Annotated in this window: 9 protein-coding genes; 6 read left to right on the forward strand and 3 right to left on the reverse strand. The window is 63.1% G+C overall.

Going from position 1 to position 13,801, the window contains the following annotated elements; translation table 11 throughout:
- The first annotated feature begins 73 nt into the window (after window positions 1-73).
- Window positions 74-2,803: a preprotein translocase subunit SecA gene (gene secA / locus AC5RUM_RS11460; RefSeq protein WP_494035041.1), complete on the forward strand. Its 2,730-nt coding sequence runs from the start codon at window positions 74-76 to the stop codon at window positions 2,801-2,803.
- 85 nt (window positions 2,804-2,888) lie between these two features.
- On the opposite strand, the gene AC5RUM_RS11465 is transcribed toward secA, so the two are convergent.
- Both AC5RUM_RS11465 and AC5RUM_RS11470 read right to left on the reverse strand, forming a co-directional pair.
- Window positions 2,889-3,317, reverse strand: a complete 429-nt coding sequence (locus AC5RUM_RS11465; RefSeq protein WP_494035042.1) for an Rv3235 family protein — start codon at window positions 3,315-3,317, stop codon at window positions 2,889-2,891.
- 101 nt (window positions 3,318-3,418) lie between these two features.
- On the reverse strand, window positions 3,419-4,231 hold the full coding sequence (locus AC5RUM_RS11470; RefSeq protein ID WP_494035043.1) for a LysM peptidoglycan-binding domain-containing protein: 813 nt from the start codon (window positions 4,229-4,231) through the stop codon (window positions 3,419-3,421).
- Window positions 4,232-4,394: 163 nt separating this feature from the next.
- Here AC5RUM_RS11470 and AC5RUM_RS11475 point away from each other — a divergent pair, with 163 nt between their 5' ends.
- Window positions 4,395-4,967 carry a hypothetical protein gene (locus AC5RUM_RS11475; RefSeq protein ID WP_494035044.1) on the forward strand — a complete coding sequence of 191 codons (573 nt, stop codon included), beginning with the start codon at window positions 4,395-4,397 and terminating at the stop codon, window positions 4,965-4,967.
- Window positions 4,968-4,993: 26 nt separating this feature from the next.
- Here the strand turns inward: AC5RUM_RS11475 and AC5RUM_RS11480 are convergent, their stop codons facing one another.
- Window positions 4,994-5,209 (reverse strand): helix-turn-helix domain-containing protein, encoded by a 216-nt coding sequence (locus AC5RUM_RS11480; RefSeq protein ID WP_400578601.1) that lies wholly within the window; start codon window positions 5,207-5,209, stop codon window positions 4,994-4,996.
- Window positions 5,210-5,365: 156 nt separating this feature from the next.
- On the opposite strand from AC5RUM_RS11480, the gene AC5RUM_RS11485 reads away from it, so the two are divergent.
- Genes AC5RUM_RS11485 through AC5RUM_RS11500 form a run of 4 tightly spaced genes read left to right on the forward strand, consistent with a single transcriptional unit; the run spans window position 5,366 to window position 13,733 of the window.
- Window positions 5,366-6,010, forward strand: coding sequence for a hypothetical protein (locus AC5RUM_RS11485; protein ID WP_494035045.1), 645 nt, complete (start codon window positions 5,366-5,368; stop codon window positions 6,008-6,010).
- Window positions 6,007-7,320, forward strand: a complete 1,314-nt coding sequence (locus AC5RUM_RS11490) for a CpaE/TadZ family protein (RefSeq protein ID WP_494035046.1) — start codon at window positions 6,007-6,009, stop codon at window positions 7,318-7,320. Before AC5RUM_RS11485 ends, AC5RUM_RS11490 begins: the two co-directional genes overlap by 4 nt.
- A gap of 57 nt (window positions 7,321-7,377) precedes the next feature.
- The gene (locus AC5RUM_RS11495) at window positions 7,378-12,231 is read left to right on the forward strand and encodes an NAD-glutamate dehydrogenase (RefSeq protein ID WP_494035047.1); all 4,854 of its coding nucleotides are present in this window, start codon (window positions 7,378-7,380) and stop codon (window positions 12,229-12,231) included.
- A gap of 32 nt (window positions 12,232-12,263) precedes the next feature.
- Window positions 12,264-13,733, forward strand: coding sequence for a sensor histidine kinase (locus tag AC5RUM_RS11500; protein ID WP_494035048.1), 1,470 nt, complete (start codon window positions 12,264-12,266; stop codon window positions 13,731-13,733).
- Window positions 13,734-13,801 lie beyond the last annotated feature (68 nt).

Consider the following 13,801-nt stretch of genomic DNA (forward strand, 5'->3'; position numbering starts at 1 on the left):
CTACCCGCTTCGCGTCTCTCCCGTAGACTGAACACGCCAGAATTCGGCAGCATGAGACTGGGAGCAACTTCACGTGGCATCACTAATCGAAAAACTTCTCCGCACAGGTGATAAGAAAACCCTGAAGCAACTGCGGAACTATGCCGATTCCATTAACGCCCTTGAAGACTCATTCAAAACGTTCTCCGACGCCGAGCTCCGTGAAGAAACGGGCCGGCTCCGGGAGCGCCACCTGGATGGCGAGACACTGGATGATCTCCTGCCCGAGGCTTTCGCCGCGGTCCGCGAGGCCTCGTCCCGCACCCTTGGCCTGCGCCACTTCGACGTCCAGCTCATGGGTGGTGCTGCACTCCACCTTGGGAACATCGCCGAAATGAAAACCGGTGAAGGTAAGACGCTCGTCGCCACGGCACCGGCCTACCTCAATGCCCTCGCCGGCAAAGGCGTGCACGTCGTCACGGTCAACGACTACCTCGCCGAGTACCAGTCCGAACTCATGGGCCGGGTCTACCGGTTCCTCGGACTCACCAGCGGCTGCATCCTTGCCAACCAGGACCCGGCCGTCCGCCGGCAGCAGTACGCCGCGGACATCACCTACGGAACCAACAACGAATTTGGCTTCGATTACCTGCGTGACAACATGGCCTGGGACAAGTCGGAGCTGGTCCAGCGCGGGCACCACTTCGCGATTGTCGATGAAGTCGACTCCATCCTCATTGACGAGGCCCGGACCCCGCTCATCATCTCCGGTCCGGCACAGGGGGACACGAACCGCTGGTACAGCGAATTCGCCAAGGTGGTGCTGCGGCTGCAGCCCGAGAAGGACTATGAGGTCGACGAGAAGAAGCGCACCGTCGGCGTCCTCGAAAGCGGTATTGAAAAGGTCGAGGACTACCTGGGCATCCAGAACCTCTACGAATCCGCCAACACTCCGCTGATCGGTTTCCTGAACAACGCCATCAAGGCCAAGGAACTGTTCAAGCGCGACAAGGACTACGTCATCCTTGACGGGGAAGTCCTGATCGTCGACGAGCACACGGGCCGCATCCTCGCCGGCCGGCGGTACAACGAGGGCATGCACCAGGCGATTGAGGCCAAAGAAGGCGTCGAGATCAAGGCCGAAAACCAGACCCTCGCCACCGTTACTCTGCAGAACTACTTCCGCATGTACGGGAAGCTGTCTGGCATGACCGGTACGGCCGAGACCGAAGCCGCCGAGTTCATGAGTACGTACAAGCTCGGGGTAGTCGCCATCCCGACCAACCGGGACATGCAGCGGATCGACCGGTCGGACCTGGTCTACAAGAACGAAACCGTCAAGTTCGATGCGGTGGTCAAGGACATCGCCGAGCGCCATGAACAGGGCCAGCCCGTTCTGGTCGGCACCACCAGCGTCGAGAAGAGCGAGTACCTGTCGCGGCTGCTGGCCAAGGAAGGCATCCGGCACGAGGTGCTGAACGCCAAGAACCATGCGCGGGAAGCGGCGATCGTTGCACAGGCCGGCCGCAAGGGCGCAGTGACCGTGGCCACCAACATGGCCGGCCGCGGTACGGACATCATGCTGGGCGGAAATGCCGAGTTCACAGCAATCGCTGAACTCGCCCGGCAGGGGCTGGATCCGGAGGAGAACTCCGAGGAGTACGAGGCCGCGTGGCCGCAGGCGCTTGACGCCGCCAAGCAGGCCGTCAAGGAAGAGCACGAGGAAGTGCTGAACCTGGGTGGCCTCTACGTGCTGGGCACCGAGCGGCACGAGTCACGCCGGATCGACAACCAGCTCCGTGGCCGTTCGGGACGTCAGGGCGACCCCGGCGAATCGCGCTTCTACCTCTCGCTGACCGATGACCTCATGCGGCTGTTCAACTCCGGGGCTGCTGAGCGCCTGATGAACAGCTCAGTGCCAGATGATGTGGCGCTCGAATCCAAGCTGGTGTCCCGGGCCATCGCCTCGGCCCAGGGCCAGGTGGAAGGCAGAAATGCGGAGCAGCGCAAAAATGTCCTGAAATACGACGACGTCCTCAACCGCCAGCGCGAGGCCATCTACGGTGACCGCCGCCGGATCCTCGAGGGTGACGACCTGCACGAAAAAGTGCAGTTCTTCCTCGAAGACACCATTAATGCCTTTATCGACGAGGCCACGGCCGAAGGCAACGGAGACGACTGGGACTTCGACCAGCTTTGGACGAACCTCAAGACGCTCTACCCCGTCACGGTGACCCCGCACGATGTGATCGACGAGGCGGGCGGAAAATCGCGCATTACCGTCGAGTTCCTGAAGGAAGAGATCCTTTCGGACGCGAAGCTGGTGTACCAGGCCCGCGAGGAAGCCATCGGTTCCGAAAGCATGCGCGAACTTGAACGGCGCGTTGTTCTTTCCGTCATCGGACGGAAGTGGCAGGAGCACCTCTATGAGATGGATTACCTCAAGGAGGGCATTGGACTGCGTGCCATGGCGCAGCGTGACCCGCTGGTCGAATACCAGCGCGAAGGCTTCATCATGTTCCAGTCCATGATGGAGGCCATCCGTGAGGAAAGCGTCGGGTTCCTCTTCAACCTTGAGGTTGAGGTCACCCCCGCCGAGGATGTTGTGGTGGCCGATGCTGCCGGCGGTCACACCGAGCACCATGAGCCGCAGATCCGCGCCGCAGGCCTGGAAGCGCCGGAAAAGCCGGCGCAGCTGCAATACACGGCGCCCGCTGAGGGCGGCGGAACCCAAACCCGCGTCGAGGGCCGGGCGGCAGGACGCTCGGGGAACCCGGCCAAGGCCGCTTCGCAGAACCGCCGCGACGGCAAGAAGAAGCGCTAGAGCCGAGCGCACTGACAACCTGCAGCAAGGGACCCGGGCAACCGCCCGGTCCCTTGCTGTGCTTGGTCCTTGCGCTCTCTGATGCTCAGCCGATTTCCAATGCCGTGACCCGCCAGACCTGTTTGCTTCGCTCGAGTCGCACGGCAACCGCACGGGCCCTCAGTTCGTCGATCACGACAGCGCTGGCTTCAAAAATGTCCGGAGTAATTTCGCATGCCCGGACGGAGCGTACGGTCGGGTTCCGGTGGAGGCGCCCCAGTTTCCGGGGTGCACGGGCAGCCTCCCGCCGCGTCAGGCTAGCGCGATGCTGAAGCGCCAGCAGGCACCTTTGGTCCAGCCGCCGCGCCAGCTGGTTGATCGGCCTGGTGCCGGCAAGGACTTCTATGGCCGCCTGGACGGTGGACATGGTGATGGCGCAAATCTCCCGCATTTCTTCAGTCGCGCCCAGCCCCATCGACTGGACGGCCTGTGGCGCTGGGATGCCCGCGCTCCGGATGGTGGGTGCTGCAGTCATGACTCGGTCCTTTGGGCTTGAACGGAAGCGCGGGCACGCCAGGGAATGCCAGGCACGCTGTAATGCGGGAATGCTGAGGCTCGCCGTAGTGCCCGCCGTGCTCACGGAGCCCTGAGAATCTGGCCCGGCAGGAGGACATCCGGATTGCTGCCGATTGTCGCGATGTTTGCTCTAAACCATCGGGGCCACTCCCTGGCGATTTCGATGTCGGTGGCTTCCGGACCTAGGTGTGTGGCAGCGATCGTCCACAGTGAGTCACCAGCCCTGACCACTACCTGGGGGAGGTGTGGCTGGTTGTTCATGGCCCTGGCCGGCGTTGAGGTGACAAACTTGGGCGCTGAAACTGGCGGGTGGGGTTGCCACTGGGGCCGTACATCCGACGTGGGCGGTACCCGCGGGCCGGTGAGATTTTCTTGCGCCGGCTCGGCGGCGAACGCCAAGCTTACAGAGGACCGCAGCGGACTGTCTGCACGCTGATCTTGGGTGGGTGCCCACGCAGCAGCCACTGCCACCGTGTAGTTTGGGACCAGCCCCGGCCCCTGCGACGCATCTGCGTGGGCGAGGGGTGTCCCAATCAACTGCATTCCCAGTGCCCCCAGGGCGAGCCGGCGCATGAATGCCGGGCTGAAGCGTCCGGCGAGTGCCGCGGCGTGCTTTCGTCCGGCCTGTGCCAACACGGCTGCCGCAAACGCAGCCATGAGGGACAGCACCCACCAGGCGACGATGACCAGCCCGGCAGCTACCGCTACGAAGCCCAGGAGATCCTCGAAGGCGATGGATTGCCGCCGGGACGAGGAGTGCTGCCACCGTCCCATGAGACCTACCCCCGTGAAGGCCAGAAAGGACCCTAGCCCCAGGATGACAAAGGCCAAAGCTGCATCTGAGGGGACGATCTTCGAGCTGGAGGAATCCATAGCTGCTCTTCCTAGTGTTTGATGTAATTTGATGTAATTTGATGCAGTTTGATGTGGTTCGATACTGACCCAGTCAGTTTGCGCCATTTTGGTGCCTACTGTCCAGAGTTGATTTGCCTTCAATTGAATTGACCGTTGCTGCCAGCGCGCTTAGGGTTGCGCCATGCGATGGAATGCCCTGTTTGAAGACCTCGAGGCGCAGATAGCGGAGGCCGCGGTCTTGGGCCGGGAGTCCGAAGTATCGGAGCGGTCACGGGTTGACATGGCGTCTATTGGCATGGCCGATCGGCTCCGCGGATCGCTTGGCCGGAGCGTTGGCGTTCACTTGGTCTCCGGTACGGACTTCATGGGAACCCTGAGTCATGCGGGTGCAGAAAGCCTGGTCATCGATGAGGAAGCGCACCAGGTCCTGATTCCCTACGCTGCGGTGTCCCATTACAGGGGGATGGGCCGCTATGCCGTGGGTGAGCCATCGGCAGTACGGAGAAAGCTGGGTTTGGCCAACGCGCTTCGGAGCCTGGCCCGGGACAGGGTGCCGCTCACGGTCTTGCTGGCCACAGGCAGGGCTGGCGAGGTACGGATTTCCGGCGTCATCGACCGCGTGGGGCGGGACTTTCTGGACCTCGCTGTGACGCCGCCGGGTGAAGCGCGCAGGGCATCGAACGTCGTGGACGTTGCAACCGTTCCCTTTGGGTCTTTGCTTGCACTTCGTTCAATGCGCTCCGGGGAACTGTAGCGTTTCGGTCGGAGGAGGAGGAACGATCAGTCCGACTTGGACTTTGACTCTTCGATCATCCGGCTTGCCTCGGCATAACGCTCTTCAATGTACTGTTCGAGCATCTTCTCCTCGACGCGCCACTGACCGCGACCACCCACCTGAATGGCCTTCAGTTCGCCGCTACGCACAAGTGCATAGGCAGCAGGCGAATTGATCTGGAGCTGCTCGGCTACATCTGCAAGGGTGAGGAAACGGGGCATAGCCCAATTCTGCCACCAGTGGATGCAGATGGTGCCGTTATCCACAGTTTGATGATGTTTGGACCCGGGACTTCCCGATTGGCCAAGGATGCCGTATCAATAATCATGACTGGCGCAGCCAATCGCGCCTGACGCGTCAAGGGGGAGCACGTACGCATGATTTCCAGCGCCGCAGCCACAGGGGCCCGTCTGAAGAAACCTTCGTGGAAGGATCCAAGGCTCCTTGTGGGGGTGCTGCTGATCCTCGCCTCGGTGGTGGGCGTGATTTCACTCCTCGGCAGCGCGGATAAGACCACTGAAGTCTTCGCCGCCCGCGAAGCGATAGGAGTCGGAGAGAAACTCACCCCCGATAACGTCAGCCGCGTCAAAGTGCGGCTGGGGGACGTGGAGTCCCGCTACATAACGGCGGAGTCCGGGATGCCAGACGGCGCGGTGGCTGTCCAGCGCATCGGAAAGGACCAACTGTTGCCCCGGGAAAGCCTGGGAAATGTCGACGTGCTGGACAGGAAGCCGGTGGCCGTTACGGTGCAGGAAGCGCTGCCCGACCAGGCAGTGGCCGGCACCCGTGTTGACGTTTGGGTGTCCATGCCCGATGCGCGGAACGGATTTGCCCAGCCGAAACTCCTGCTTCCGGGCGCGGAAATCGCCCAGGTCTCACCCGGTTCGTCAGCTCTTGGATCCTCGAAATCCACCGTCCTGATGGTCTTGGTGGGCGATGAGCATATGCCTTCCCTCCTGGGGGCGCAGGCGAACGATGCCAAGATTTCCGTGGTGTGGAATCCCGGCGGTGCCGCCAAATGAGCATTCCCGTCGTCACCGTCGGGCAGGCCCAGGAAGATCTGGTCGGCGGCCTCGAGAGGCTTCATGGACCCGTCACTGTCGTGCGGCGGTGCACTGAGTTGACGGAGCTGCTGGCTGCGTGCCAAAGCGGGCTCGCCCGGGCCGCTGTCGTGGCAAAGGGGAGCGAGGAACTGACTGCCTCCCTGGTCGACAGGCTCGCCGCGGTGGGTGTTGCCATCGTCGCCCTGACGGACAGCGAGGAAGAGTCCTCCCGATTGCGCGGCATTGGCGTGTCCGCTGTCCTTTCGACTGTGGAATCCGCAGCACTGGCCGAGCGTATCTCCGAGGCAGTTGACCAGTTCCCGGGCCGGGTCAATGCCGCCATGGAAACAGGGGAGCACGGTTTGGCAGATGCGGGGGCTGTCTTGCGGCCCGACACCGACGACGCCGGAAACCCTTCGGCCGCGCCTGGAACCGGCCAGATCATCGCAGTATGGGGTCCTGCCGGATCGCCCGGACGGACCCTGCTCGCTGTGAACATTGCCGGCGAACTTGCCGCGGAGGGAAAATCGGTCCTGCTCGTTGACGCTGATAGCTATGGGGCCAGCGTCGGCGCGGTTCTCGGGCTCCTGGACGAGGCGGCCGGCCTTGCACAGGCCTGCCGGCTAGCGGACCAGGGGCTGCTCGACACAGCATCACTGCTTCGGGTGGCAGTGCCAGTTTCCATGAAATGGGGAAGCCTGCGTGTCCTGACCGGCATAACCCGGGCAGACCGTTGGACGGAACTTCGGGCCACCGCGCTGGCACGTGTCCTTGAGCGGGCCAAAGACGTCGCAGACGTTGTTGTCGTTGACACCGGATTCTGCCTTGAGGCTGACGAGGAGCTCAGCTTTGACACCATGGCGCCCCGCCGGAACGCGGCCACGCTCAGGAGCCTGGAACTGGCCGACACGGTCTTCGCCGTAGGGGCCGCGGATTCCATCGGGGTTCCCCGGCTGGTCCGGGGTCTCGCCGAACTGGATACGGCAGTGCCGGGCTTGCGGCCGGAAGTTGTTATGAACAAGGTGCGCGCCGCAGCGGTGGGGCGCTCACCTGAACGGCAACTCCGCGAAGCGTGGGAGCGCTATGGCCCGGCAACCGGCATCAAGGCGTTCCTTCCATCCGATCCAGGGGCGTGTGACACGGCGCTGCTGTCGGGGTCTTTGCTGCTCGAGGCAGCTCCGGATTCGCCCCTTCGCTCCGGCATAGCAGCGCTGGTTTGTGCACCTGGCCAGCAAAACCGACGATCCTCTGTATTTTCTTCCACAACAAAGCGTTGGCTGAGGGGCTAGGCTCACGATTAGGGCTGCAACGGTGCGGCCATGAACTTGTGATGGAGGCGTTTATCAATGTCGTCTGGGTCCAGCGTGGAGGATCAGTCCCGTCCGATCGGAGCCGAAGAGGGCTTCTTTGCGGACTACTATGAGCACCTCGCAGAGGAGGACTTTCGTGCTTATCCGAACGACGTCCTGAGTCAGCGGGCCGAGACGCACAAGAAGGTCGCGGCGAGCAGGGAGCCGGGCACCGCCAACATCTCAATTGTTGATGAATCGGACCGCAGCGTCGTGTACATCGTTACGGATGACATGCCCTTCCTGGTGGATTCCGTGAACGCAGAGTTGGTCCGCCAGAACTCGGCCATCCACCTCGTTGTCCACCCCATGTTCGTCGTCACCCGCAACCGCCAGACCCATGAGCTTGTCAAAGTGAACAGGGTGCCGTCCAGCGTCGGCATTTCCAGCGGCGACACCGCTGCACTCCCTAGCCTGTCCCACTTGATTGCCGAGGGTGACAACACAACCCATATGGAATCGTGGATCGCGGTGGAGATTGGCCGCGCCGACGAGGAGGCAAAGCCTCGCCTGAAGGAAGGCCTCGAACGGGTTCTGGGGGACGTCCGGGCAGCGGTTGAAGACTGGCCGAAAATGCGCAACAAGGCGAGGCAAATAGCCGAATCCCTCGACAAAGTTGCCAATCCCTCTCAAATCGCCGAACTGCGCCAGGCCCAGGACCTGCTTCGGTGGCTGGACGAAGGCAACTTCACGTTCCTTGGCTACCGCGAGTATGACCTCATCAACGAGGCAGGGGAAGACGTCCTGGAACTCCGGGAGGACAGCGGGCTCGGGTTGTTGCGCGCCCACCGTGACACGCCCCATGTCCAGCACCTCACGGACGCCGGCAGGCGGAAGGCGCGCGAGAAAAAGGCCCTGGTCATCACCAAGGCCAACTCGCGCTCGACGGTGCACCGCCCGGCGTACCTCGACTACATCGGTGTGAAAAGCTTTGACGCGGCCGGCAACGTCAATGGGGAACAGCGCTTCATCGGACTCTTTGCGACCAGCGCCTACACCGGTTCAGTCCGGAACATCCCCATCGTCCGGGAAAAGGTGGAAGCCGTCCTCCGGGGCGCTGGGTTCCCGCCCGATTCGCACTCGGGCAAGGACCTGCTCGGCATCCTCGAAACGTACCCCCGGGACGAACTCTTCCAGATCGAAATCCCCGACCTGGCTGCGACGGCCACCGGCATCCAAAGGCTGCAGGAACGCCGCCGCACTCGGCTGTTCTTGCGGCCGGACATCTACGGCCGGTTCATGTCCGCCGTCGTGTACCTGCCACGGGACCGGTACACGACCAACGTCCGTCTCCGGATCGAACAGGAACTGCGCGAAACCTTCCATGCCCAGTCCATCGACTACGAGGCGAGGATGACGGAGTCAGCCCTGGCCCGGCTGTTCTTCCGGATCCGGCTGCCCAAGGGCGCCGACGTCAGCAATGTCAACACCGAGGACCTGGAGAGGCGGCTCGTCCGAGCAGCGCGGTCATGGGGCGAAGGCATCAGCGAAGTCCTGCGCGACCGGGGCGACGGCGAGGGCTCCAAAGAACTTGCAGAGCTCTGGGCTGAGGCCTTTCCCGCGAGCTACCGCGTGGACTACGAGGTGGAAGACGCCCTGGAAGACATTGAGAGGTTTGAAAAGTACGGGGCAGCGGCCGAACGAAGCGAAGGAGCGAAGCAGGAGCGCCCGGGCGTGCATGTCTACCTTCCAGCGGGGGCGGGGGCAACGCTCGAAGAGGATGCACGTGTCAAGCTCTACATGCTCGAGCCCAAGAGCCTCAGCCAGATCCTTCCCTACTTCCATAACCTCGGGCTTGAGGTCCTGGACGAGCGGCCTTTCGAAATCGAAACGGCCGACAACCGCGACTTTTTCCTCTACGACCTGGGGCTGAAATTCCCTGCCGGGGTGGACCCGCTATCCACCGGCCAGCTGCTCGCTGATTCCTTCGGTGCTGCAGTGACGGGAGCCGCGGAATCGGACAGCTTTGACCGCCTCGTGCTGCGCGAAGGCATGAACTGGCGACAGGTGGTTGTGCTGCGGGCCTACGCCAAGTACATGCGCCAGATGGGCAACACAAACTCCTTCGAGTTCCTGGCCGATACCCTGCTGGCCAACCCCGAGGTCACCAAGGGTCTCAGCGCGCTGTTCGAAGCCCGCTTCGATCCGGCACTGACAGAGCTGGAACGCGATGAACGGCAGGCAAAGGTCCGTGCCGAGCTGGCCGCATCCATTGAAACTGTCGCGACCCTCGACGCCGACCGCGCCCTCAGGACCTTCACGAACCTGATCGAGTCAACGCTGCGCACAAACTTCTACCAGGAGAAGCCCTACCTGAGCTTCAAGCTGCACCCCGCAGGCATCGAGGGCCTGCCGTTCCCGCGGCCGCAGTTCGAAATCTGGGTTTACTCGCCACGGGTCGAGGGCGTCCACCTGCGGTTCGGCAAGGTCGCCCGCGGCGGTCTTCGCTGGTCCGACCGGCGGGAAGACTTCCGTACGGAAATCCTGGGGCTGGTCAAGGCCCAGACCGTGAAGAACGCCGTCATTGTTCCCACCGGCGCCAAGGGCGGTTTCTTCGCTAAGCGGCTGCCCGATCCCGCTGTGGACAGGGCTGCATGGATGGCGGAGGGCATCGAAAGCTACAAGACGTTCATCCGCGGACTGCTCGATATCACTGACAACCTTGTAACCGGCCCTGACGGTGAGCGGCTCGTTGCGCCCGAAAACGTTGTGAGGCACGATGACGACGACTCATACCTCGTGGTGGCAGCGGACAAGGGCACTGCGACATTTTCCGACATCGCAAACGCGCTTGCGGCAGAGTATGGCTTCTGGCTGGGCGACGCCTTCGCCTCCGGCGGTTCTGTTGGATACGACCACAAGGCCATGGGCATCACGGCCAGAGGCGCGTGGGAGTCGGTCAAACGCCACTTCAGCGAGCTGGACCTCGACACGCAGTCGGAACCGTTCACTGTAGTCGGCGTCGGCGACATGTCCGGTGACGTCTTCGGAAACGGGATGCTGCTGTCAAAGCACATCCGGCTGCTCGCTGCCTTCGATCACCGCCACATATTCCTGGACCCGAACCCCGACGAGGAAAAGTCCTACGCAGAGCGCCAGCGGCTCTTCGAATTGCCGCGGTCCTCGTGGGACGACTACGACAAGAGCCTCATCAGTGAAGGAGGCGGTGTCTACCCGCGGCAGGCCAAGTCCATTGCCGTCTCTCCCCAGGTGCGGGCGGCTCTCGGCCTGCCGGAGTCAACCACCCAGCTGAGCCCGCCCGAACTGCTGCGGGCCATCCTGCTGGCGCCGGCGGACCTGCTGTACAACGGAGGCATCGGCACGTATGTCAAGGCGAGCACCGAGTCCCATGCGATGGTGGGGGACAAGGCCAACGACGGCATCCGGGTCGACGGACGCGACCTCCGCGTAAAAGTGGTGGGCGAGGGTGGAAACCTGGGTATGACACAACGCGGCCGCATCGAGGCTGCACTTCAGGGCGTCATCCTTAACACGGACGCCATCGACAACTCGGCAGGCGTCGACTGCTCGGACCACGAGGTCAACATCAAGATCTTCGTCGACCGGATGGTTGCTGCGGGGAAGCTCGATCCGGAAGAGCGGGCAGAGTTCCTGTCATCGATGACCGACGAAGTGGGCCGGCTTGTCCTGGAGGACAACATCGACCAGAACATCCTGCTGCTCAACGACCGTCAACGTGTAGCCGAGTGGAGTCCCAGCTACGAGCGGCTGATGGACTGGCTGGAAAAGGCCGCGGACCTCAACCGTGACCTGGAGGCTCTGCCATCCACCGCTGTCCTTCATGAACGGCTGGAGCAAGGGCAGGGCCTGACCTCGCCCGAGCTGTCAGTGCTCGCAGCCTATGCCAAGATCGAGCTGGCTACGGCGCTGCGTGACAGCGACCTTGCTGACGACCCCTGGTTCCGGCAGACGCTGCGCGAGTATTTCCCCAAGCAGCTGCGGGAACGGTTCGATGCCGAGCTGGACACCCATCCGCTGCGCCGCGAAATCATCGCAACCGTGGTCGCGAATGACATGATCAACATGGGCGGCATCACCTTCGTCTTCCGGACCATGGAAGAAACATCCGCGAGCGAAGTGGCGGTGGCCAAAGCGTTCGTGGCGCTCCGCGAGGTTTACGAGCTGGACAACATGGTGTCCGAACTCAACGACCTTCCGGCGTCGTTCCCCACGGAGCACTGGAGCACGGTTCACCTCGACATCAGGAGGCTCCTGGACCGGGCGGTGCGCTGGGTCCTTGGACAGGGGAACACCTCCCGACCCATCGCGGACATCGTTGCAGAATTCAAGCCGCTCATGGATCCCATGCGTGCCCGCCTTTTGGATTACCTGCGCGGCGATGACCGCGAGCGGGTGGCTGAGTGGCTTGAAAAGGCACGGTCCTGGGGATTGCCTGAAGATATTGCCCACCGCTGGGCTGAGCTCTTTGAGAGCTTCGTCCTGCTGGACATCGCGAAGATCACCCACAGCCGCACGGAGCCCGTGGGCGAAATCGCCCACGTCTACTACACCGTGTTCAACCGCTTCCATGCGGACTCCCTGCTCGAACGGATCAGTTCGCTGCCGCGCCAGGACAGGTGGCAGGCACTCGCCCGCGCTGCCTTGCGAGACGATCTTTACTCGACCGTTTCAGACATGACGACGGCCGTGCTGGAGTCGACTGATGCAGGGGCACCGGCAGAGGATCGGCTCAAGGCCTGGGAGGCACTCAATGCCGAGCAACTGGGGCGTGCGAAGAGCATGTTCGATGAGGTCAACGCCCTCGAAGCGGACGACATGGCCTCGCTGTCGGTAGCATTGAGGCTCTTGAGGTCAATCGTCCGGCGCTAGGACATCGGTCCGCGTCGAAATCTGGAGGTGCAGTGGCAATCTTTACGGACCCCATCAGGGAACATGCTGATTTTGGGCCGGGGGATGCCGAGTGGCTGCACCTCCTGGTGGGCGACTGGCAGATGGTGGCCGATCTCGCCTTTGCCGACCTCGCCCTCTGGTTTCCGCACCCGGACTATGGCTACGTGGCGCTTGCCCACGTGCGGCCCTCCACGACGCATACGGTATTCCATGCCGACTTCGTCGGGGAGGGCATCCGGTCCGACCTTCAGGTTCTCGTGGACAAGGCGTGGGCAAGCCGCACGATCGAGCGTTCCAGCGAAACCAACTGGAGCAGTGAGATGGCGCTCCGGGTGGAAGCCGTGCCGATGGTCAGGAACGGGCGAACCCTTGCTGTGGTTACGTCCCACATGGATCTCTCAAGTTCGCGCATGCCGTCCCGGCTTGAGCTGACCTACCGCCAGTGCGCCTACGACCTCCTGCGCATGGGTACGCTGGGCCTCTGGCCTGACTTTGCCTCGCCCACGGGCTCCCGGCGTGGGGCGCCCCGTGTCGGTGACGGACTCATCCGGCTCGACGCCGAGGGCATCGTGCAGTATGCGAGCCCGAACGGTGTCTCCGCGTTCCGCAGGCTCGGAGACGGCGAGTCGCTGGAGGGGCGTTCCCTCGCGGAAGTCACGGCCGGCCTGCTTAGGGACCGCCGCATGGTCGATGAAACGCTGCCCCTGGTTGTCACCGGACGCATGCCGTGGCGCAGCGAGATCGAGTCCAGGGGCGTCAGCCTGTCCCTGCGGGCGATTCCACTCCGCGACGAACAGCAGCGGTTCGGCGCACTGGTGTTATGCCGCGATGTGTCAGAGCTGCGGCGCCGGGAAATGGAGCTCGTCACAAAGGACGCTACCATTCGTGAAATCCACCACCGGGTCAAGAACAATCTGCAGACAGTGGCCGCGCTGCTGAGGATGCAGTCACGCCGCATGGTCAGCGACGAAGCAAAACAGGGACTGGAACAGGCCATGCGGCGCGTTGCCACGATTGCCCTGGTCCACGAGACGCTTTCGCAGGGGCTCACGCAGAGCGTTGACTTCGATGAGCTGATCGGACGGCAGTTCCGGCTTTCGGCCGAGGTTGCGTCGCCCTCCCAGCAGGTGAAAACCCAGAGATCGGGTCAGTTTGGCGAACTCCCCAGCGACTTTGCCACCCCGCTCGCGCTGGTGATCAATGAACTGGTGACGAACGCCGTCGAGCACGGGCTGGAAGGCCGGACCGGAACAGTCTGGCTGCTGGCCGACAGGTCTGAGGGGGACGACGGAGCTGAGCTGCTCACGGTGACCGTGGCAGACGACGGCGTGGGACTTCCGGACAGCCCCCACGTGGAGGGCCTTGGGCTTCAGATCGTCCGGACCCTCGTTACCAGCGAACTGGGCGGAACCATCCAGTGGAAGCCCCGGGAGGGCGGCGGTACTGCTGTCCAGATCGTGCTGAGCCTGGCAAACCGGTAGCGGCAGACGGGCACGGCAACGCACCACTGGAAGCCCTTGGGCAACAGCAAAGGCCGCGGACGCTAGGT

This window comes from Arthrobacter sp. B2060 (genome assembly GCF_059090445.1).